Source organism: Salinibacter sp. 10B (assembly GCF_002954405.1).
In the GTDB taxonomy this organism is placed as follows: domain Bacteria; phylum Bacteroidota; class Rhodothermia; order Rhodothermales; family Salinibacteraceae; genus Salinibacter.
On record NZ_MQWC01000004.1, the window covers coordinates 1,007,967 to 1,029,912 of the forward strand.

General features: G+C 61.3%; 19 protein-coding genes. 7 read left to right on the forward strand and 12 right to left on the reverse strand.

Annotation, left to right across the window (positions count from 1 at the left end):
* Positions 1-105: 105 nt before the first annotated feature.
* From BSZ35_RS04445 to BSZ35_RS04480, 8 genes are all read right to left on the reverse strand, one after another.
* A complete protein-coding gene (locus tag BSZ35_RS04445; RefSeq protein WP_105011317.1) occupies positions 106-1,089 on the reverse strand; it encodes a hypothetical protein in 984 nt (327 codons plus the stop codon).
* Positions 1,061-1,954: a hypothetical protein gene (locus BSZ35_RS04450; RefSeq protein WP_146110000.1), complete on the reverse strand. Its 894-nt coding sequence runs from the start codon at positions 1,952-1,954 to the stop codon at positions 1,061-1,063. Before BSZ35_RS04450 ends, BSZ35_RS04445 begins: the two co-directional genes overlap by 29 nt.
* A 73-nt stretch (positions 1,955-2,027) precedes the next feature.
* A complete protein-coding gene (locus BSZ35_RS04455) occupies positions 2,028-2,630 on the reverse strand; it encodes a hypothetical protein (RefSeq protein WP_105011319.1) in 603 nt (200 codons plus the stop codon).
* Between the two features lie 90 nt (positions 2,631-2,720).
* The gene (locus tag BSZ35_RS04460; protein WP_105011320.1) at positions 2,721-3,626 is read right to left on the reverse strand and encodes a hypothetical protein; all 906 of its coding nucleotides are present in this window, start codon (positions 3,624-3,626) and stop codon (positions 2,721-2,723) included.
* A gap of 152 nt (positions 3,627-3,778) precedes the next feature.
* The gene (locus BSZ35_RS04465) at positions 3,779-4,372 is read right to left on the reverse strand and encodes a hypothetical protein (RefSeq protein ID WP_146110001.1); all 594 of its coding nucleotides are present in this window, start codon (positions 4,370-4,372) and stop codon (positions 3,779-3,781) included.
* Between the two features lie 335 nt (positions 4,373-4,707).
* Positions 4,708-5,526, reverse strand: coding sequence for a hypothetical protein (locus BSZ35_RS04470; protein ID WP_146110002.1), 819 nt, complete (start codon positions 5,524-5,526; stop codon positions 4,708-4,710).
* Positions 5,527-5,679: 153 nt separating this feature from the next.
* Positions 5,680-8,445 (reverse strand): hypothetical protein, encoded by a 2,766-nt coding sequence (locus BSZ35_RS04475; RefSeq protein ID WP_105011323.1) that lies wholly within the window; start codon positions 8,443-8,445, stop codon positions 5,680-5,682.
* Positions 8,446-8,533: 88 nt separating this feature from the next.
* Positions 8,534-9,550 carry a hypothetical protein gene (locus BSZ35_RS04480; RefSeq protein WP_105011324.1) on the reverse strand — a complete coding sequence of 339 codons (1,017 nt, stop codon included), beginning with the start codon at positions 9,548-9,550 and terminating at the stop codon, positions 8,534-8,536.
* A gap of 324 nt (positions 9,551-9,874) precedes the next feature.
* On the opposite strand from BSZ35_RS04480, the gene BSZ35_RS04485 reads away from it, so the two are divergent.
* The 4 genes from BSZ35_RS04485 (at position 9,875) to BSZ35_RS04500 (ending at position 15,429) form a co-directional block, all read left to right on the forward strand.
* Positions 9,875-10,906 (forward strand): glycosyltransferase, encoded by a 1,032-nt coding sequence (locus BSZ35_RS04485; protein WP_258096070.1) that lies wholly within the window; start codon positions 9,875-9,877, stop codon positions 10,904-10,906.
* A 67-nt stretch (positions 10,907-10,973) separates the two neighbouring features.
* Positions 10,974-11,285, forward strand: a complete 312-nt coding sequence (locus BSZ35_RS04490; RefSeq protein ID WP_105011326.1) for a LapA family protein — start codon at positions 10,974-10,976, stop codon at positions 11,283-11,285.
* 102 nt (positions 11,286-11,387) lie between these two features.
* Positions 11,388-12,263 (forward strand): LD-carboxypeptidase, encoded by an 876-nt coding sequence (locus tag BSZ35_RS04495; RefSeq protein WP_258096071.1) that lies wholly within the window; start codon positions 11,388-11,390, stop codon positions 12,261-12,263.
* 100 nt (positions 12,264-12,363) lie between these two features.
* Positions 12,364-15,429, forward strand: coding sequence for a PAS domain-containing protein (locus BSZ35_RS04500; protein WP_105011328.1), 3,066 nt, complete (start codon positions 12,364-12,366; stop codon positions 15,427-15,429).
* 13 nt (positions 15,430-15,442) lie between these two features.
* Here the strand turns inward: BSZ35_RS04500 and BSZ35_RS04505 are convergent, their stop codons facing one another.
* The 3 genes from BSZ35_RS04505 to BSZ35_RS04515 form a co-directional block, all read right to left on the reverse strand.
* Positions 15,443-16,924 (reverse strand): FAD-dependent oxidoreductase, encoded by a 1,482-nt coding sequence (locus BSZ35_RS04505; RefSeq protein ID WP_105011329.1) that lies wholly within the window; start codon positions 16,922-16,924, stop codon positions 15,443-15,445.
* A gap of 136 nt (positions 16,925-17,060) precedes the next feature.
* The gene (locus BSZ35_RS04510) at positions 17,061-17,666 is read right to left on the reverse strand and encodes a pyridoxamine 5'-phosphate oxidase family protein (protein WP_105011330.1); all 606 of its coding nucleotides are present in this window, start codon (positions 17,664-17,666) and stop codon (positions 17,061-17,063) included.
* Between the two features lie 94 nt (positions 17,667-17,760).
* Positions 17,761-18,414 (reverse strand): fumarylacetoacetate hydrolase family protein, encoded by a 654-nt coding sequence (locus BSZ35_RS04515; RefSeq protein ID WP_105011331.1) that lies wholly within the window; start codon positions 18,412-18,414, stop codon positions 17,761-17,763.
* 132 nt (positions 18,415-18,546) lie between these two features.
* Between BSZ35_RS04515 and rplU the strand changes: the two genes are divergently transcribed.
* From rplU to BSZ35_RS04530, 3 genes are all read left to right on the forward strand, one after another.
* Positions 18,547-19,167, forward strand: coding sequence for a 50S ribosomal protein L21 (gene rplU / locus BSZ35_RS04520; RefSeq protein ID WP_105011332.1), 621 nt, complete (start codon positions 18,547-18,549; stop codon positions 19,165-19,167).
* Positions 19,168-19,259: 92 nt separating this feature from the next.
* Positions 19,260-19,517 carry a 50S ribosomal protein L27 gene (rpmA, locus tag BSZ35_RS04525; protein ID WP_105011333.1) on the forward strand — a complete coding sequence of 86 codons (258 nt, stop codon included), beginning with the start codon at positions 19,260-19,262 and terminating at the stop codon, positions 19,515-19,517.
* 93 nt (positions 19,518-19,610) lie between these two features.
* Positions 19,611-20,852 (forward strand): aminotransferase class V-fold PLP-dependent enzyme, encoded by a 1,242-nt coding sequence (locus BSZ35_RS04530; RefSeq protein ID WP_105011334.1) that lies wholly within the window; start codon positions 19,611-19,613, stop codon positions 20,850-20,852.
* Here the strand turns inward: BSZ35_RS04530 and BSZ35_RS04535 are convergent.
* The gene (locus BSZ35_RS04535) at positions 20,849-21,769 is read right to left on the reverse strand and encodes a M90 family metallopeptidase (RefSeq protein WP_105013718.1); all 921 of its coding nucleotides are present in this window, start codon (positions 21,767-21,769) and stop codon (positions 20,849-20,851) included. The two genes, BSZ35_RS04530 and BSZ35_RS04535, sit on opposite strands and share 4 nt — an antisense overlap.
* Between the last annotated feature and the right edge of the window lie 177 nt (positions 21,770-21,946).

The following is a 21,946-nucleotide window of genomic DNA, read 5'->3' on the forward strand; positions in this document are numbered from 1 at the left end:
GGGCGAACATGGGGACTGCAATCCGAACATGAACGATGTAGTCGGCATCCGTGCAGGTGTAGTGATTGCGCTCCGTTGGCAGCCAGAATCCCCAGTGTGTCGAGGCTACACCGAACCGCTTTTCTCCCAAAAGTCGGTGAGCACAGGGTCCTGGTCCGGGTCCAGCGGGCGACGGCCTCCGTTCCATCCCCGATCGCCTGTGGCTGTCGAATTCCTGTCAGAACGCGGATCCTGCAGTCCTTCTTCCAATCCTCTCCGGATAAAGGCCTCCCGGCTTTCAGTCTCTCGTCTGGTCTTGCCCATCATCTCGACGATTTCTTTAATCACGTCATTCGGTGCATACCGCAGGATTTTCCCCGCGCGGCCCGCCGGATCGGTCATACCGGAGTCCATCCGCGCCCGCAGCAGGAGCACCACCAGCCTCAGTTCGCGCTCCCGGGAGAGGGGCAGGTCCTCGGCCGAGGTAACGCCCCACTCCTCGAGCTTTTGGATGACGTAGGTTTCTCGTTTGGGAGATGTATCGCCTGAAAGGGTTTCGGGGGGAAGTGAATCGAACCAGTCTTCGTTGTGCGGCTCCCACACGGAAGAGGGATAGTTGATGTGCCAGCCCAGCAGCAGGGCCTGGGAGAGGTCCCGCGAAAACAGGTCGTCAAGCTCGGCCGTGATTTCGTGCTCAGTTCCGTCAACGGTGACGGTAAAGCTGATCTCCTGGCTCATGACTGTGTCGAGCCGCTTGAAGCCCAGTCGCAGCATTGGCTCGCGGACGTCCGGATCCTTGTAGGCTTTTGCGAACCGGTAGGGCCACTTGAGCTCATTCCGAAACCGCTCCTTCTGGCCCGGGGCGCTTAGCACCGTGTCCCCGATCTTCGGATGGGCCTTGGGCACCCCGGACTGAAATTCGCCGTCCGCAAACGAGAGTTTGTCCCCGATGTGTCTCCGAAATGCGTCTTCAAACGTCTCTCGCTCGGCGTCGGTCAGAAACGCCCCTCTCTCCCAAAACCGCGACGAGCAAGGTGCTCCCCAAAGAAGCTTTGCATCAGGTATAACGAGAAACAGGCTATCAATAATTGCCCCAACCGTGGTGGACATCCCGCTTGTCGGTCTTGGTTGTGTCGATGATGTGGAGACCAACCCACTTGGAGAAGTTACTTCTACGAACGTCCATAGCTGACAGGCTTTCTGTTTCCCTCCATTCAATATTCATGATACCAGGCTCCGGAATGGATACGTCCACTTGGGTATACCCGATCGACTCTCCGTCCTCAAACAGTTCGAATCGCACCGGGGCGCGGGCGGCGTACTGGATGCCGCGCTGACGGTCGTAGGTGAAGATGCGACCTTCCCACTGGACCACTTTGCTTGAGGGGTCTACGTCTTTCGAAACGATTTCCAACCAAACGTAACGGGTATCCGTCCCTGAAACGTCCACCTCCCGCAGGGCACGCAAGTTTTCCTGTTTGACGGTTTGGGTGTACGAGAGTGAATCCCCGACCTCTGCGATCAGATATGCCTTCCTATTTTCTCCCCTGGGAGAGGCCATCCGGACGATGTAGAGCAGGGCTTCCTCGCCGAGCCGTAGGCTATCACCAGTCGGTTGCACGTACGTCGGAAGTCGAGCCGGATCGGTGCTGTGCCCGTAGGATTGGGCCCACCGGCAGGTAAGTTCGTGGAGGGAAGAGGCCACGTATTCTCCCATGAAGGCATGTCCTCTAGTGATTTCATTTTTGTAGAGTCGTCCAGTTCGGTACGACGTATCGACACTGCAGGGCTCAGCTGGGATCGGTTGGGTTGTATCCGGATGAGCAGCCGCCAACTCGACAGGCTGAGACCGGAATTGCGAAGATTTCTCGCTCCCATCGTGGTATGACATTCCTACTCCGGAAAGAAGAACCACTCCCCAGAGCACGAGGGCACTGTATTTGGGCGTAATAAACGACTGGGAGTCACGAATCATCGATAGGTCAGAAGCTATATAGGGTCATTGCGGCCGCTCTGTCGGCGCCCGTCACCGACAGGTGCTTGCATGTCTACGCCGAATCGACCTCATTCCAAAAGTTGGTGAGCACAGGGTCCTGGTTGGGGTCCTCCGGGCGACGCCCTCCGTTCCATCCTCGATTGCCTGTGGCTATTGTTTCCATCTCCCCTTGGTCATTTCTCTCGACCAGTTCGGTCCTCAATCCTCTCCGAATGAAGGCCACTTGGCCTTCATGGTCTGCTCTGGCAAAGTCCATGGTCTCGACGATCTCTTCAATCACGTCATTCGGTGCATACCGAAGAATTTTCCCGGCGCGGCCGGCTGGATCGGTCATGTTCGAATCCATCCGGGCACGCAGCAGAAGAACCACGAGTCTCAGCTCGCGCTTCTGGGAGAGGGGCAGGTCCTCGGGCGAGGTGATTTCCCACTCTTTGAGTTTTTGAAGGGCGTAGGTCTGGCGAAAGTCCTCATCTGGACCGGGAGCCGAATCGAACCAGTCTTCGTTGTGCGGCTCCCAGACCGAATCTGGCCAATTGATGTGCCAGCCCAGCAGCAGGGCCTGGGAGAGGTCTCGCGAAAACAGGTCATCAACCTCGGCCGTGATTTCGTGATCGGTTCCGTCAACGGTGACGGTGAAGCTGAGCTCCTGGCTCATCACGGTGTCGAGCCGCCCCAGGCCCGACCGGCAGCATCGGCTCGCGGAATTCTGGGTCCTTGTAGGCCTTCGCGAAGCGGTAGGACCACTTCAATCGTAGGTATACCTGTCCAACTGATCGGAAGGCTTGACGAGAACGTGTTCTGATTGACGATCCCACGCGGTCGCGTGGGCCGAATCGACGACGAGGACCCCGTGCCTGTCGACCGCGCTTTGCTTTCTGGTTTCTGTTGAGTCAATCACGTAGGCCCCGATCCACTTTCGGAAGTTGCTTTGGGTACCCAATCGCGGGGGAAGCTCCGTCTCGCGCCATTCAATTTGCATGATGCCCGGCTCCGGAATCGACACGTCCACTTGGACGTGTCCGATCGACTCTCCGTCCTCAAACAGTTCGAATCGCACCGGGGCGCGGGCGGCGTACTGGATGCCGCGCTCCCGATCGTAGGTGAAAATGTGGCCCCGCCACCGGATCTCTTTCTTTGAGCTGTCTACGTCTGACCGAACAGCCTCTAGCCAGATGTACCGAGTCTCGGTATCCTGTACTTCCACTTCTCGCAGGGCACGTAATTCTTTGCCCGTATAAGTGTGAGTGTAGGAAAGGGAATCCCCGACCTCTGCAATCAGATATGCAGTACTGTTTTCTCCATTGGGAGAGGCCATCCGAACGATATAGAGTAGCGCATTCTCGCTGAGCCGTAGGCTGTCACCGGTAGGCTGCACGTATTCCGGGAGCCGTGCCGGATCGGTGCTGTGCCCGTAGGATTGGGCCCACCGGCAGGTAAGTTCGTGGAGGGACGAGGCCACGTAGTCTCCCATAAAGGCATAGTTTCTCGTGATTTCGTTCTTGTACAGTCCTCCATCCCTGTACGACGTATCCACGTTGCAGGCCCTCACCGGGATCGGCTGACTTGTGTCCGGGCGAGGGGCCACCGCCTCTGTTGCCTGAGATCCGAGGCGCAGTGGATCCGTGCCCCCTACCTCGGTTGAGGACTCCATTCCAAAACACAGAACCGCTCCCCAGAGAAGCAAGGCGCCGCAGCTGGGCGTAAGCAAGACGTGAGAGTTGAATGTCATCGTGTAAGTCGCAGGCTTTGTATGGTCAATGCATCCGTTCCATCGCTGGTCGTCGTTTGTCACGAGCTGCGGGTCTACGCCGAACCGCTCCCCATCTCAAAGTCGGTGAGAATCGCGTCCTGGTTCGGGTCCTCCGGGCGCTCGCCTTCGTTCCATCCGACCCATGCCGAGGTCACATTACCCTCCTCATCTTCCTCGTACAGTTCGGCTTCCATCCCTCTCTGGATGAAGTCTTCCCGGCTTTCATTCGCTCGTCTGGTCTTGCCCATCGTCTCGACGATCTCTTCAACCAGGTCATCGGAGGCGTACCGAAGAATTTTCCCGGCGCGGCCGGCCGGATCGGTCATGCCGGAGTCCATCCGGGCCCGCAGCAGGAGGACCACCAGTCTCAGCTCTTGGTCGCGGGTGGGGGGCAGGTCCTCGGCCGAGGTAACGCCCCACTCCTCGAGCTTCTGTATGACGGAGGTCTGACGGAAGACCGCATCTGGACCAGGAGGTAAAGCAAACCACCTGTTTCCAACCGGCTCCCAGACAGAAGAGGGATAGTTGATGTGCCAGCCCAGTAGCAGAGCCTGGGAGAGGTCCCGCGAAAACAGGTCATCAAGCTCAATCTCGATCGCGTGCGTTTCACCGTCGACCGTTACGCCGAAACTCAGCGTCTGGCTCATAATAGTGTCGAGCCGCTTGAGGCCCGACCGCAGCATCGGCTCGCGAAAGGCCGGGTCCTTATAGGCCTTCGCGAACCGGTAGGGCCCCTTGAGCTCGTTTCGAAACCGCTCCTTCTAGTCGGGGGCGCTTAGCACCGTGTCCCCGATCTGCCTTCGGGACTCCGAACTGCATCTCACCGTCGCCAACTGACAACTGGTTTCCAACGTGTCGCTGAAACACCTCCTCAAACGTTTCACGCTCGTCCTCGTCCAGTATCGCCTCTCCTTCCCAACAACCCTCTGAGCGAGGGGCTCCGCAGAGAAGCGTTGTTCCGTGCAGGAGGAGAGACGGATTGTTAGTAAGTTCCGGGCACGTGATGGAGATTCCGCTTGTCCGTCTCGGTTGTGTCGATGACGTGGCGCCCGATCCATTTGTGGAAGTTGCTCCTGCGGTTGAGCCTCGTTGGAAGCGTCTCGGAGTCTGGAATGTCTCGTGCCTCTATCTTCATGATGCCCGGCTCCGGAATCGACACGTCCACCTGGACATACCCGATCGACTCTCCGTCTTCAAACATCTCGAATCGCACCGGGGCGCGGGCGGCGTACTGGATGCCGCGTTGTCGGTCGTAGGTGAAGATGCGGCCCCACCATCTCACCTCTGTGCTGTCTGAGGCTGGATCAACATACTCTAGCCAGATGTAGCGGGTATCTGTGCCCGGTACTTCCACCTCGCGCAGGGTGCGTAATTCCTTGCCTTTATGAGCGTGGGTGTAAGAGAGGGAATCGCCGATTTCGGCGATCAAATATGCCTTCTTGTTCTCTCCCGAGGGAGGGGCCATCCGGACGATGTAGAGCAGGACGTTTTCGGTGAGCCGTAGGCTATCGCCGGTCGGTTGCACGTATTTCGGCAGCCGCCCCGGATCGGTGCTGTGCCCGTAGGATTGGGCCCACCGACAGGTAAGGTTGTGGAGGGACGGAGCCACGTAATGGCCCATGCTCCTATAACTATCGGTGATTTCATTCTCGTAGAGCTGCACAGTCCGGTACGACGTGTCGACACTGCAGGGCTTCGCCGGGATCGGATGGGCGGTGTCCGGGGGAACGGTTCTTACCGCCGTTAGCTGAGACGCGAATTGAAGCGGGTCCGTGCCACCGATCTCGGTTGAAGATTCCATTCCGTAACACAGGACCGCTCCCCAGAGCAAGAAGGCCCCAAACCCGGTCGCAACAAAAGTTCGGGACTCAAAGATTCTCATCGGTGTGGTCGATAGCAGTGCATATTTAGTGAGCGAGCTCCGTCAACAGGGGGATTCCCCCGAGTGTCGAGGTTACGCCGAACGGCTTTCCTCCCATAAGTCTGTGAGAATCGCGTCCTGGTTCGGGTCCTCCGGGCGCTCGCCTTCGTTCCATCCCGCCCATGCTGACGTCTTGACGTCGCCGTTGTCCTCTTCTTCGTACAGTTCGGCTTTGAATCCTCTCTCAATAAAGTCCATCTGGCTTTCCGTCTCTCCTCTGGTAAAGCCCATCGTCTCGACGATTTCTTCAACAAGGTCGTTGGGGGCATACCGTAGAATTTTCCCCGCGCGACCGGCTGGATCGGTCATGGGAGAGTCCATCCGGGCGCGTAGCAGGAGAACCACGAGTCTCAGCTCCTGGTCGCGGGTGAGGCGCAGATCCTCAGCGGAGGTGATTTCCCACTCCGAGAGTTTTTGTACGACGGAGCTCTTTTGGATATCATCTTCAGGATCAGGCGCTGTACGGAACCATTCGCTGTTTTCCGGCTCCCACACCGGAGCGGGATAGTTGATGTGCCAGCCCAGCAGCAGGGCCTGCGAGAGGTCCCGTGAAAACAGGTCATCAAGCTCAACCGTGATTTCGTGATCAGTTCCGTCAACGGTGACGGTGAAGCTGATCTCCTGGCTCATGACTGTGTCGAGCCGCTTGAAGCCCAGTCGCAGCATTGGCTCGCGAAATTCCGGGTCCTTGTAGGCCTTCGCGAACCGGTAGGGCCACTTGAGCTCATTCCGAAACCGCTCCTTCTGGCCCGGGGCGCTTAGCACCGTGTCCCCGATCTTCGGATGGGCCTTGGGCACCCCGGACTGAAATTCGCCGTCCGCAAACGAGAGTTTGTCCCCGATGTGTCTCCGCAACGCGTCTTCAAACGTCTCTCGCTCGGAATCGCTCAGAACAGCCTCACCGTCGTATTCCGAAGGATTCAGAAGGCAATCGATTGCACCAAAGAGTTCTCCTTTGTACGTGTTGGTCTCATCAAAGGGATCTTTGGCCCCCGCCGTCTTCTGAAGCGGGCCGACCGACAGGTAGGCGGAATCAAACGTGTTTATGGCCGCCAGGGTACCCTCGATGTAGCTCAGGGAGGCCCACACCCGTCGTTCGAACTCAGAGAACGCGTCTCTGGGGATCCCGTCTGCCTCTTCCGCCATCAGCATTTCGTAGAGGTTTGGGCTCTCGTCCGGGTTGTGCGCGAGTCCTCGCGTGCCCGTGGGAGGGTACGTCTGCGTGTACCCTAATTTCCAGGTCTCGTCGATCCCTTCTACGTACACGTTCTGTCCGTCTCCTCCTGCATGTGCCCACACCTCCTCGTTGGTCCTCACGGGCTGGGGTTCTCCGTCGTTTTCGAGGTAGAACCACGGATGCGTCGCAGCAAGCGCCTTCAGCACGGTCACCGGGTGGTAGTGCCACACCTTCCGGCTGTCGGGGAGCTCCACGCCCGCGTCCTCGGCCTCGCCCCACCACTGCAGCGCCTCAAAGGGATCGAGGTGCTCCTCTTTACTGTGCCGGGGGCTCTTCTCCAGAACCGATTCGACGTCCTTGATCCCCCATTCGCTCACGTGCTTCACCGCGTAGGTGCGCAGCGTCTTCCCCGTCTCCAGAAAATGCACCGTCTTCTTCTCGTCGAGCGACTTGCTCAGGTAAGCATCCGGGTCCGGCAGATCCGGGGCCTCCTCTCGCTTCTGATCGATGAGGGCCGAGGCTTCCGACTCCTTCGGGTCGCAGACCAGGTCCGAGGCGGAGTCTTCCACCGCCGTCCACGGGGGAAGGGCCGGCTGCCCGTCGGACGCGGCCTCCCCATTGCCGGATTCGCCGTCGGACGAGCCGTCGCCGTTTGAGGAAGCGCCGTTCGAGGACGTGCCGTTCGAGGACGCGTTGCCGGAAGAGACCTCCTCCTCGCCGAGGCCGAAGATCTTCTCGCCCGAGAAGACCTCCCAGTGCACCGTGGGCGCCCGCTCGATGGGCTCCGGGTGGGGGACGTCGCTTCCCATCAGCTCCCGGGCGTTCGCGATGGCCTCGTCCATCATGTCCTCAAACGCGTCGGCCCAGTCGAACTCGAGCCCGAATTCCCCACCCGACCACAGCATCGTGCCCGGCTCGACGGGCACGTCGAGTGCGGCCACGTTCCCCTGTCGGAGGGTGTCGACGGCCGCTTCCGTTACGGGCGGTTCGGTCTCCTCGGTCTTGTCCAGGTCCGCGTAGCCGGTGGGCACGAAGCTGTAGTCGAGGCTCCCCAGAGGCCGGACCTCTTGCCACTGAGTGCCACCAGCGCTCACCGGGACCGAAAGGGGCACGAGCCGCTGCCCAGGCACCACCCGCGCCGAGGCGCCCTCTCCGAGGCCCGAGCCATCGGGCTCCTCGCGAAGGCGGAGGCCCGACCCGTCGGTGACCCGCAGGTGCGGTTCTGTGGAGAGCCACGGAACGTTAGCCGGCGTCTGCGCGGGCCCCTCCAGGGCCGTCGGCAGCAGGTGCGCGTAGACCACGAAGTAGGGAGTGGCCTCCTCCGAGCCGGGCGCGGCGCCGGGCGGCCAGGTGTGCTTCGTCAGGAGGAAATTGGTGTGCCCGTATTCGCACGTGGCCCGCTCCGGGTCCGGGTCCAGGCGGGCGGCCACGATGCGTCCGGACGTGCAGGCGTACACCGGCGGCGTCTCGCCGAGCGACAGGTGCACGCCGCCGTGCCAAAGGCCGTTGGCCCCCACCGGGTACATGCCGCCGGTGGGAGCGGCAACCGAGAGATTGTACAGGGATTCGAGCGCTTCGGAATCTACCTCCGGTTCGGCAATGTCAAGGGGAAACGAGATCATAGTCAGTCCTCGAGAATCGGAACGATACGCAAAGGAAGAAATGAGCGGTCTTCTATCCGGCCGAGCGTCCGACTGGGCCGCCTTTCGGCTAGCCGGTGGGCAGAGGAGCGCCGGCCCGGTTCACCCACACGCGCCACGACGCCCCGGTGGCGACGGTCGCGACCGGGGGACCGTCCGGGGCGATGTCGGCAACCACGTGCTGGGCGTTGTCCGTTTCCTCTCCCGGCTCGTCCGCCGCCCCGCCCAGCTCCGGCAATTTCACCTTCACCGGGCCCGGCGGAATCTCCTTGAGCTCCACCGTGCCGGATCCGTTCGTGGTTTTGGTCTGGGTTGACCTGTCCGCCAGGGTCAGCTCCACGTCCTGCTCCGGGTAGGGCGCCCCGCTTTGGGCGTTGACCACCTGCAGCGTCAGGTCGTCCACGAATCGCATCACCCCTTTGCTCTTCGCGTCCTGCGAGTCGGCTTGGATGCCGCTCACGTCCACCGTGTAGAAAAACTGCGGCTGCACGTAGCCCTCCGGCGCCTTCCACTCCGGCACGACGTCCGACGTGTCACCGGGGTACTGGAACCGGTACATCACCTCCACGGCCCCATTTTCTACCCGAGGCCGCAGCCGCGTCACCGGGACGTGCGCCCCGCGCTCCTTGTACTCAAAGATGCGGACGGTCGCCCGGCGGCCGTCGGGCGCGCCTTTCGCGTCGGCCGTGAGCGTGAGAATGTCTCCGCGTTTGACTTCTTCCTGCGACCACCGCGCCCCGCGGACCCGCACCGGCTCGGTCACCTTCAGGGCCTCCGACTCGGCCGAGAGGCCGTGGTTCGGCATCTTGACCTTCGCCAGGAGGCCGCCTTTCGCCTTTTGCGGCACCCGGAGCCGGAGATTCATGTCCTCGCCCGCGAGCCGGCCGTCGAGGGTATTGTGGACGGTCCCCTGCGCGTCGAGGAGCTGGACCTGGAGACGAGAGCCCTCGGCGCAGAAGAGCGTGCGGATTTCGAGGCCGATCTCCCCACCGGGGGCGGCCTGCCGTCGGTCGAAGCGGACGGCGTCGATTTCGGAGGGAAGGGTGAAGACGTGTGTCTCGTCGGTCGAGCCGGTAAATTTGGGCATGGAAGGAGAGGAAGCGCCTCAGAGAAAATAAATAAAGCGTAAATGATGCATTTTCTTATTTTACCTTACCCGGACGTAACCATGATGTCAATGGAATTTTCAGTTTACAAAATGTGAGTTCGGACACTTTCGAGGGGCTACGAGAAGCGGTTTCACATCCTCGTCCGGGTACGGCATCCCTTCTCAAAGAGAGGGATCGCCACCCGTAGCCGTCGGTACGTAGGAACAGATGTCGTCAAAGCGTATCTCTCTTCCAAGTCTAGATCGGCTCTCAACATTTTTTCCTCCGTCCTCCTCGTCGTCCTCGGCCTGATCCACCTCGGCTTGTGGGGCATCCTCCTGGCCAATCTAGGGTATCTCCGATCTCACTCGGTTGACTCATCCGTTGCTCTCCCCGACCTCACGATCTGCATCCCCGCCCGCAACGAGGCAAAGAATCTCCGTCGTCTCCTCCCCTCTCTGCTGAAGCAAGATTACCCGTCAGTCGAGTTCATCGTTTGGGACGACGGGTCGGAGGATGACACCTGGGAGGTGTTGCAGTCGGTTGACGATCCGCGCCTCCACATCCATCGAGGCGATGGGCCCCCAGACGGATGGGTCGGAAAGGTCCACGCCCTCTACCAATGCACGCGCCGAGCCACCGGCGATTGCTACCTTTTTTTGGACGCCGATGCCGAGCTTACCGACGCCACGGCCCTCCAGCGACTCGTCCAACAACACGTCTCTGCCTCCACAACGGTCTCGTCCGGATTCACCCGGCTGCAGGGCGGAGCCAAGCTCCTCGTGAGTCTGGTCCCCTACGCCATTCTCACCGGCCTTCCCTGGCCACTCGTAGCGCGCACCTCCCTCCCGTCCCTGAGCGCCCTCAACGGCCAGTGCTGGTGCATCGACGCCGACATCTATCACTCGTTCGAACCGCACGCGGAAAAGAAAAACGCGGTCCTCGAAGACGTGACCATCGGCCGGTATCTCAAGCGCATGGGTCATCCCCCAACCTTTCTGGACGTACAGTCGTCCGTCAAGATTTACATGTACGAAGGCCTTCGGGACGCCTGGCGGGGCTTTCGCAAGAACGCGTACCTGCTGATGGGCGGGACGGTCTTCTCGTTTTTTGCTACATTCGGCTATTTCGCCCTCACCTGGCTTGTCTCCCCTTTACTGTCAGCCTGGTTTCTCGCGTCCCTCTATGGCCTCAAGTTCGTAAGCGACCGGGCGAGTGGCTTCTCGCTGGCAACCACGCTCCTTGCCCCCGTCTCCTTCGTGCTTGCGCTTGCTCTTCAACTTGATTCTGCCGTTCATCATTGGTCCGACCGAGTCGCCTGGAAGGGCCGGGCCGTTCCTGCCTCCGGTGATTAGACATTTCACACGGGCGTGCCATAGGTTGCGGTACCGCTTACACCGCTTACTGACTTCTTTCTTCGACATGCGGTTTGGCCTCATCTTTTCCCTCCTCCTTGCCATCGTAGCGGTCATTTTTGCACTGCAAAATCCGCAGCCGATGGACGTGAACCTGCTTTTTTTCCAAACTGAGGGGTCAACCGCCCTCGTGCTCATCCTTACCTTTGGGTTCGGCGTGGTGGTAGGATTGTTGAGTTCTCTCCCGGGACGTATCCGGGCCCGCCGAGAGCTGAAGGCCTTAAAAAAGCAGCGGTCCTCCAGCGAAACGTCGTCCTCAGCTGCCTCGTCGAGTCCCAACGCTCCCTCTCCCAGCGATCCATCCGAGTCTCCGGCTTAATCACGACAGCCCGGAGTTCCATCGTCCCGACCTTTCCTCTGCTTCCTCCCGCCGCCGTCCGTGCTCCGCCCTCTACCACTTCGTCCTGGTTCCCCCATTGCCGTGGTGGCTCCGGCTAGTGCCCCTCGTGATCTGGACCGGTACCAGGCCGGACTCGCTCAACTTCGGTCGCATTACGAGGTGCGAACAGCTTGGACCTCGGGACAGGAGCGTGGATACCTGGCCGCTCCCGACTCCGCTCGAACCGCAGCCCTCCACGAGGCCATTCGGGATGCCGACATCCGCGCTATTATCTGCGTGCGGGGAGGGTACGGATGTCTGCGCCTCCTTCCGCACCTCGACTGGACGCTGGCCCGTACCCACCCCACCCTCCTGGTCGGCTACAGCGACGTAACGGCGCTCCACCTCGCTTTCTATGCCCGGGCCGAATGGACAGGCCTTTCGGGACCGGTGGTTACCGAGTGGGGGGACATCGATGCGGAGACGACCGAGCCGTTCCGGGCCCTGGCCGAAGGAGAAACCCCGACGCTTGGCTCCAATGCCCTCTCCCCACTCTGCTCCGGCACGGCGACCGGCCCGCTGCTGGGCGGCAACCTGTCGGTCCTGACCCGACTCGTGGGCACGCCGTACGCCCCCGACTGGGAAGGCGCGCTCCTCGTGCTCGAAGACGTCGCCGAAGCTCCCTACCGGATTGACCGGATGTTCGCTCACCTCCAGCACGCAGGCGTACTCGACGCCGTTTCCGGCGTCATCCTTGGGACCTTTCGCCCCGGAGAGCCGCCCACCGACCGCCCGACACTGTCCCTTGACACGGTCATTTCCGATTACTTTGAGGATCGACCGTATCCGGTGGCCACAGGCCTCCCCTACGGCCACCTGCTGCCCCGGTGCTCCCTCCCCATCGGGGTGCCTGCGGCCCTGAACGTCGAAGAAGACACTTCCCACCTTCAAGTATTACAGTCGATCGTCGCTGAGTAGAAGCAAACCCTCCATCTAGAAAACTTGCCGCCGTGCCTCATACAGTCACGTGGCACAACCGAAGGCCAAACGCTTTTTTTGAAAAGCAGTGCTCGTCCCGATGGCCAACTGGGACCAACACATTCGAACCTGCCTGACCAACCCCTGGGCTTTCGAAGAGGACCCGGACTTTCGGGATCATCTGCGGTCGAGCATGCACATCACCCTTCGCTGGTTCAGCACAATCGGGATCCTGCTCTCTACGGTGTACCTGCTGGTGCTATCGGCACTGCAAGTGCCCCTGACGGACGTGAGCATCGCCTCTCTTCCGCTCGAAACGGCCCTTCGGATGGGCAACGGCCTGCTGGCCACTGCCTTCTGCATCATCGGCATCATGGCGGCCCGGTCGGGGTGCTCCCTCTGGGAGGGACGAGTACTGATTACGGTCATGGTAGCGGTGGTGAGCATAGGCGGACTTCCACATGGCCTTCTGACGGGGGCGCTCAATACCGATCGCTTCACGCTTCTCTACCTGGTCGCGGTACTGGCCGTCCCCCTCCAAGGATGGCAAACCTTGTCCCTGGGCATCGGCCTTCTGCTCATTATCGCAGCAGGGGGACAATTCGGGCCCCAACTTTTCTTAGGCACGCCGTCCCCACTACCGATTCTGGGGCCGTTGCTCCAGATGGGCGCCTTTACGCTTCTGCTGACCGGGGGCACCGTCCTGTTCCTCGCCTATCGCTACGATCAATTCCAGGCGCGCCGGAGCACGCGACAGGCCCTGCAGACGAGCCGCACCCTCTTGCACCGCACCGAGGAGATGGCGAAGGTCGGCGGATGGGAATTCGACGTGACCAGCGGACGGATGTCGTGGACCGAGGAGCTGTACCGAATCCACGCCGTCCCCCTGCGCTACGAGCCCGACCTCTCCTCGTCTATCGATTTCTATGCGCCGGAAGCCCAGCCGGTGTTTCGCTCGGCGCTTCACCGCTGCCTGGAGGAGGGACAGTCCTTTCAACTGGAACTCCCCTTCGACACCGCCCATGGCTCGCGCCGGTGGGTGCGCACCCGAGGCGAGGCGCACGTTGAAGACGGGGTAACCACCCGTGTAACGGGAATTGTTCACGACATCACCGACCGGAAAGAAATGGAACGGGAGCTGCAAGATAGTGAGCAGCGGCTCCGGCGGGCTCAGCGCATTGCCCACCTTGGCAACTGGGAGCGCGATCTCGAAACCGGTACCTTGCTGTTGTCCGATGAACTGCGTCGCATCTTCGGCTGGGAAGCAGACGCGGAGATCACCTACGACACGTTCCTCGCGTCCGTCCACCCGGACGACCGGGATGCAGTTCGACATGCCCGAGCCGACGCGCTGGACGGCACCGCTCCCCTCAACGTCGAGTATCGAATTCAGCGTGCTGACGACGCAGAGCGGGTCGTGCACGAACGCGGCGAAGTACACCGCAAAGACGGCCACCCCGTCCGCCTATCGGGAACAGTGCTCGACATTACCGACCGAAAAGAGATGGAGCGGGAAGTGCGCCAGAGCCGCATGGCGCTCGCAGAGGCCCAAAAGATTGCACAAACCGGCCACTTGACCATCAATCTCGTCGCAAACACGGTCCAACTCACCGAGGCCTCCGGCCGGTTGCTGGGCCTCGACCCGGACGTGGACCACGAGGTCAACGATCTGCTTCACCTCGTCCACCGAGAAGACCGAGATCAGGTACGGCACGCATTCGCCCGTATGCATCACGAGCCTGTCCACGAGCTTGAGTACCGGATCTCGCCCAACAATGCCAACACCGTACGCTGGATTCGGGAACGGGGCCGCCCCCTGAAGGACGAGACAGGAGATACCGAGCAGATCTTTGGCGTCCTCACCGACGTGACCGAACTGAAGGAGCGGGCGCACGAACGGGAGGAACGGGAATTGAAAATCGAAGCCCTCTACGCGGCAACCGGCCGCCTCATCAAAGCCACGAGCCGAAGTGAGGTCGCAGCCCTCATTGAAGAGCTCGTGCTCAACACTTTTCAGTATCCCTTCACCAGCGTGCAGCTTCGAGATGACGACCAGTTGCTGCCCGTTCGAATCTCTCCTCAGATGCGGGAACTGGTCCCCGAACGCCCGTCTCACCACGTGGGGGAAGAAACAATCGCTGCTCGTGCGTATCGTTCGGGCAATACTCTCGTGATCGAGGACCTGGACGACGAGCAGGTGGCCTTCGACAGTGGCCCGCTCCGAACCTGGGCCTGCATCCCGCTCGGAAGTCGCGGCCTCCTCTCCATTGGAAGCCCCCAAGTGGGCGGCATCGACGAATTCGACCTGCGTCTCGTGGAAATTCTGGCCAGCAACGCGGCCGTGGTTCTCGACCGCATCGAGCGCGAGCAAGAGCTGGTACAGGCCAAGGAGACTGCCGAGGAAGCCAGCGAACTGAAGTCGGCCTTCCTCGCCAACATGAGTCATGAAATTCGCACGCCCCTCACGTCCATCATTGGTTTTGCCGAGGCCATCGGCGAGCAGCACACAGATGCGCCGTCGCCGGACGGCGACGGACAGGACCCGACGCAGTTTGCCTCCCTCATCGAAAAAAGTGGGCGACGCCTCCTCGAAACCCTCAACTCCGTCCTCGACTTTTCTCAGCTGGAAGCGGGCTCAATGCACCTGCGGCCGGCCCAGATCAACCTCCTCCCGGAAATCCGAGAAACCGTTGACCTCTTCCAACCACGAGCTCGCGAAACGAGCATCGATCTCACCATGGACCTGCCCGATGCGCCCGTGACTGCCTACGCCGATGCCGAAGCTATACGGCGCGTACTCCGGAACCTCATCAGCAACGCCGTCAAGTTTACCGACTCGGGCGATGCTGTGACCGTGCGTGCCCAAACCACATCGGACTGGGCGCACATTGAGGTGGAGGATACCGGCATTGGCATCGATCCGGCATTCGTCCCTCACCTGTTCGACGCCTTCGAGCAGGAATCATCGGGAAATAAACGAACACACGAAGGCAGCGGACTGGGCCTGGCCGTGGCGAAGCGACTCGTGAATCTGATGCACGGCACGATCGACGTGGACACCACGAAGGGAGAGGGCACTCGCTTTACGGTACGGCTCCCGTCCGACCCACCTGCAACAGCCAAGGGCCCCTCGTCGACGGCCCCTTCCTCTCCTGCGGCTGACTGAGCGCCGTTCGTGGTCAGATAATGTCGTCTGGCCCGTGCTTTAGGACCGGACCGTCGTAGCCAAAAAGGGTCTGCAGCACCTTCGTAAATGCGGGCGACTGCTTCTGCACGAACCACTGATCGGCCACGCGCCGCACGCCTTCGCCCCAGGCTGGATACGGATGGATCGTGTCGCCGATGTTGCGAAGCGTGACGCCATTTCGCATTGCCAAGGTGAACGAGGTAATGAGCTCGCCCGCCCGTGCGCCGAGGACGCTCGCTCCCAATATTTTTCCAGTGAGGGATTTGGCGTGTACCTTGATCAGGCCGGTGGTTTCGCCCTCCGTCACCGCACGGTCGAGCTTGCTGTACGGAAAGCGATACGTCTCGTATGACGTGCCGTCCCCGTCGAGCTGGCGCGCCGTTGCTCCTACGTGCGCCAGCTCAGGATCGGTGTACGTCACCCACGGCACATGCTTGGCGTCAATTGTGCTCGGCATCTTGAGCAGAGCATTCGTCACGGCAATTTTCGCCATATGGTTGCTCATGTGGGTAAACTGGTAGCGTCCCGTGACGTCGCCCACGGCAAAGATATGTCCCTGACTCGTACGACATCGGTCATCCACGCTGATGCCCTGTCGGGTATATTCGACCCCCGCCGCTTCCAAATTTAGGCCGTCCACGTTCGCCGAGCGCCCCGTGGCCAACAGCAAGGCATCCGCCTCCACCGTAGTCGACTTTTGCCCCGCCGCCGTGACGGCAACCCCACCGTTCACCGGTGCCACCTGCTCTACGGGCCCGCCAAGCACGTATCGAACCCCCTCCTCCTCCAAATGCTCGCGTAGCCGTTCCGTCAGCTCTGGGTCGTCGTTCGGAAGAATGCGCGCCTCCATGTCCAACACTGTCACGTCCGTGCCGAGGCGCGTGAAGGCCTGCGCCATTTCGGTGCCGATAGGACCGGCGCCCACAATGGCCAATCGGTCCGGCTGCTCGGAAAAGGTCCCCGGCTCAAAAAGCGTCTCAGTCGTCAGGGCATCGACCTCTTCCAGTCCCTCAATCGGAGGGACAAGCGGACGTGCCCCGGTTGCTACGATGATGTATCGCCCTGTAATTTGCTCGGTCGTTCCGTCGTCCCGGTGCACCGCCACCGTGTGGGAATCGATGAAATGGGCCGCCCCCTCATGCACGTCAATGTCCATCTCCTCAAAAATCTCGGGACGGTCGGCATCGTGATATACCTCAGCCCGTACGGAGCGCACGTGCTCCATCACGCCCGAAAAGTCAATCTCGATTTCCTGGTCCGTGAGGCCGTACGTACTGGCCGTCCGGGCCTGCTGGGCGACCTTGGCCGCTTTCAACAAGGTCTTGCTGGGCACACACCCCGTCCACGTGCAATCGCCGCCGAGGGCATCGCGCTCAACCAGAGCGGTCTTGGCGCCGAAGTTGGTCGCAATGCCGGCAGCAGAGAGCCCACCGGCCCCCCCACCAATCACGAGTACGTCGTAGTCGGGAGACATGAGACTGCAGAAGCGTTGTGAAAACGAAGGATAAGCGCCCCGAAGCCCTCCGAGGAAGGGGTTGAGTACGTCTCCCCTCCGGACTCGACGTTACGCCCCGTGCCCGTCCGGGGTACGAAATATAGAGAATTCCTCGTCACGGGACCACCCAACCTCCCTCAAATGCGTCCGCTTCTGCATCGAACTGAAACTGCGCGCGGTAGTGCCCTTCGGGATGGAGATGAAGCCAGTCGATTCCGTCGATTATCGTTCGCACCACCGCAAAGTTCGGGCGTCCGTCTGCCACATCCTCACGAGTGACGGGATCGGTTTTTACGGCCGCGTCGCGCCCATCCCTTGGGGCCTCCAGGGGGGTCCCAGGGGCGCGCTCCCGAGCATAAAGGTTAAGGGATTCCGGAGACTGCTCCTGCCACATCTCATCCGCAACCGCATCATCGAAATGAAGCGAAGCCGTCCCCGAAAGCCGAATTTGCTCTCGGGTCTCCGGAGTCCAGCCGAGCCACGTGATCTTCTCCTCAGCACGAATGTCGGCCACCTTCTGCGACTGCCGATCCGTATGAAACGCCAGTACTCGCTCGTCGGGATCAGCGTCTCGCAGAATCACAGTGCGGAGCTGCGGCCGCCCGTCGGTGCTGGTACCGAAGGACAGTGCCCGCAGCGGATGCCCGGGCTCCGTCGCGGCCGCCGTCAACCGGTCCCACACGCGACGACGAATGGTCGCGAGGTCGGTAAATCGTTGCATCAGTACTGAAGTCGATCCGGTGAAGTTGCTGAACGAAGGCCGCCGGCTCGCTCCCCTCGACGCTGCATCCCTACCATAAGGAGAGGGCTTCTGACTATCGCTGGACCCGGACGCGAAGGGGATCACAGCCTGAGGCCGAAGCCTCCAACACATCACCCTCCTCAACCGGCCCCACACCCGAGGGGGTTCCGGTGTAGAGAAGATCGCCGGGCTCCAGGGTGAAAATCTGGGAACAGTACTGCACGAGCTCTGCAACCGAGAAGATCATGTGCTCGGTTGAGGCCTCCTGGCGAATCTCGTCGTTGACGCGAAGCTGGAGCGTGAGTGCCTGCGGGGTATCGATTGAGGAGGCTGCAACAATCGGCCCGAGGGGAGCAAACGTATCAAACCCCTTCGCTACCGACCAGGGATGGCGCTGCTCTTTCGCCGTATTCTGCAGGTCTCGGGCCGTCATATCGAGACCCACCGCATATCCTGCAACGTGATCGAGCGCCTTCGCCTGCGGAATGTTGCGTCCTTTGCGCCCGATCACGGCGACCATCTCCACTTCGTGATGAACGTCCTGCGACTGCGGCGGGAGGCGCACCGTATCGCCGGTGCGAATGACGGCGGTCGAGGGTTTCAGAAACACCATGGGGGCGTCCGGCACCTCGCGCTCCATCTCGGCGGCATGGTCGGCATAGTTGCGTCCAATGCACAGGAGCTTGCCGATAGACACGGTACGATCGTCGGGAAGGGTGATCTTCATGCGAAACAGAAGTCCGTCTGTGTGAAGTGTTGGAACGAGTATGCGGGCGGCACGTGCCTGTGAGTCGAAACGGGCTAAAATCAGTCACTCTCGCGTCGGTATCCAACCCGGCGCTCCAAAGCAGAGACACCCATGTACGCGATAGTTGACGTTAAAGACAAGCAGTTTAAAGTCCGAGAGGACGACACCCTCTACGTCCCCTACCACTCGGACGCCGACGTGGACCAGCGGCTCACGCTCGACCGCGTCCTCTTGCTCTCCAACGAGGACGGCGACGTGACGCTGGGGACGCCAACGGTAGACGACGCAACGGTTACGGCCCGCGTGGTTGATCACGTAAAGGGCGACAAAGTAATCGTGTTTAAGAAGAAACGGCGCAAGCGATACCGCGTTAAACGAGGTCACCGTCAGCAGTATACGCAGATTCAGATTGAATCGCTGAACGCTGACGGAGAGGCACCGCCCCCGGCCGACGACGTGGGCACGGACGATGAGGCGGAGACAACCTCGAAAGACGACGCAACGGCGGCCGACGAGTCGACCGAAGAAGCCACAGACGAACCGTCGGCAGACACGGATGCGTCTTCCGATGACGCTGACGCGGAGTCGTCCTCTTCCGACGAGGAGACCTCCTCTTCGGAGACCGATGCCGACCCTTCGGACGACGCCGATGAGGAAGCCGATGCGGACACGGATGACGCCTCCTCTGATGACGACGAGGACAGTCCGTTCGATAAGGAGACGTCGTTCTAACGAGCGTCCTGTCGGGCCTCTGGGCGATCATGCCCCGATCCCTGTTGAGTTTTCCACGCATATTTCCCGCTCATAATCCCTGCGAGGTCGTTATGGCACACAAGAAAGCAATGGGGTCGACCCAGAACGGTCGCGACTCCAACCCGAAATATCTCGGCGTGAAGGCCTACGGCGGCGAGTTTGTAAACGCCGGCAACATCATCGTGCGGCAGCGTGGCACGAAGTTTCATCCCGGCCACAACGTGAGTCGCGGCGGCGACGACACGCTCTTCGCCAAGGCGGAGGGCACGGTTCAGTTTAAGCGCAGTGGCGACCGGAAGTACGTACACGTGGTGCCGGAAGAGGCATAACGCCATCCTACTTCTCCTTTTCGCAAAGCTCCTGTCGCCCCTGGGCGAGAGGAGCTTTTTGCGTTTGCCCCCTCTTTACGTCATTCGCTTCTCATGGAGGACTTCTCGCCCCACACTCGGTTTCGCTTCCCCGACGAGCCCGATGCCATCGAGCTCCGGGCCTTCACGCACGGCCTTCAGCCGGCCACGGTCCCGTCTATGATGGAGCACTTTACGGAGGACTGGCGACGCTTCGGGGTCGATGCCTGGAACAAGGTCCCGAATCACTGGGCCCCCGACAGCGACGACACGGTTGGCTGGTGGACCCTCCCGACCTATCTCGGCGACGAGTTTATTGCCCCTCTCCTTGGGGCCCCTCACGGATCGTGCATTCTGCAGCCTCACGTGCACTGGACGGTTCAGTGCCTCCTTTCGGCCCCTGAAGTGCGCGATCGCGGCGCCGAAATCCTTCTCCCGGACACGGCCTTTCCCTCCGTCCTCCACAGCGTGCAGCAGTGGGACGACCTTCAGTCGTTTCGTCCGCAGATTGTCCCGTCGACGGAAGAGAACCGCGTCCACCGGGAGGCGCTCCTCAACGCGATTGGCCCCAACACGGCGATGGTGGCCCTAAGCCACGTTGGCTTCACGACCGGGGCCCGTCTGCCCACCTCCTTCCTACAACGCGTGGCCGAGCGAGCGCATGCCCATGACGCCCTCGTTCTTCTCGACGGCTACCATGCGGCCGGGTCGATGCCGGTGGACGTGACGGCTCTGGGGTGCGACCTGTACGTCGGTGGACTACTGAAGGAAGGATGTGGCTCGTCCGGCAACACCTTCCTGTATATCCGGAACGGGCTTGAGCTCACCCCTCGCCTCACCGGCTGGTTCGGAGACGCTGCTCCGTTCGAATTTCGACAGTCGCCGGAGCCGCACCCGGACGTGCGGCGCCGATTTCTCGGGGGCACGACGGCCGTGGCGCCAATGTATCACGCCGTCGAAGGCGTTCGGATTCTGCTGGATCTCGGCCTCGACACGGTGCGGGCCCACTCGCTTCGGCTAACCGATCTCGCCATTGAACGAGTCGATAGTGCCGATCTATCGCTCCGATCGCCCCGCCGCCCGGCAGCCCGCAGCGCCATGATTCTTCTAGAGGTGCCCGACGCCCACAAGCTCACGGCCCACCTCAAAGCACAACACATCTACACCGACAGCCGGCAGAACGAGGTGGTGCGCATGGCCCCCTTCCTCTGGAATACCGAAGCGGACGTCCATACCACCTTCGATCACATAGAGGGCGCCTTGGCCTCCGGGGCCTATCGGCACACGTCCGTGTCGACCTCTGGTCCCGTAACCTAAGCCTTCTCCATCCCTTCTCCCTCCGTCGGAGCTGACGCCGGCGAGGGCGTGCGTCTCCCTGTACGAGGATCGAGGTGAAAGAAGGCCACCAGGGCCGCAAACAGTTCCGCGTGGTGATCCGCCATTCGATCCGGCTGCTCAAAGAACGTCTCGACGGCTACGGCGAAAAACTCGGACGGAGCCTCTGCCGCATACGGTCGCAGGATGGACTGCCCGTTCCGCACCCGACGCATCTCGCGCCGCATCAGCGTTTGCCAGTCTCCTGCCGAGGCCGGTGCCACCAGTGAGGGGACGCCGTCCGCCCCCTCATTGTCGAAATCAAAGAGGTGTGCCAGCTCGTGAAGCACCACATTGTCGGCGTCGGCGGCATCGGCCCAGCTGTCCCTCACCGCCGGGGCAGTCAAAATGATGGGCCCCTGCTGGTGCGCCATGCCGTCGTAGGCCGCGTCGGCGCTGTCGTAGTAGGCATCATTGAAGCGACGCGGATAAAACAGGACCGAGCGGCTCCCGGGCAGCTCCCAGTCGGGACGCCCGTGCAGGAGCACGGCGCCGGCCGCCGCTACACTCAGCCGGAGATCGTCGGTCACCGTCACGCCCTGTACGCCTTCGAACGAATACTCGTCCATCAGGAACTGTACGTCGCGCTCGAAGCGAGTGCGGGCCGCTGGGGCGAGCTGGGGGTACAACGGCACGTGCGTGCGGAGCCAGGCTTGTGCCTCTGTGGGAAGCGACGTGCGCGCCAATCGCCAGCGGCGGAGTGGCTGCCGGAGCCCAACGGCCAGAATGATGGCCCCGGGAACGAGTCCCAAAAAACCAAGTTCGAGACGAATCTGTGCTCCAATGACCGCCACCGCCCCGCCGACGACAATAGCGAGGAGACTTGTGGTAAGAAGTGAGGATCGACGGACAATGCGCATGAAACCCCGAAACCCGTGGAGAAGACGGTTCAGTGCGGCCAGCGACACCGCTCTTTTGAGAACGACCGCCCCCCTCCAGATGTGCCGTTCTGCCTCCTGTCGAGCCAAACAGCGATGCACACTGACAGTGCCTCCCCCGAAAGCACACGCTAACAGGCAATTCAGTGGTCCAGGCCG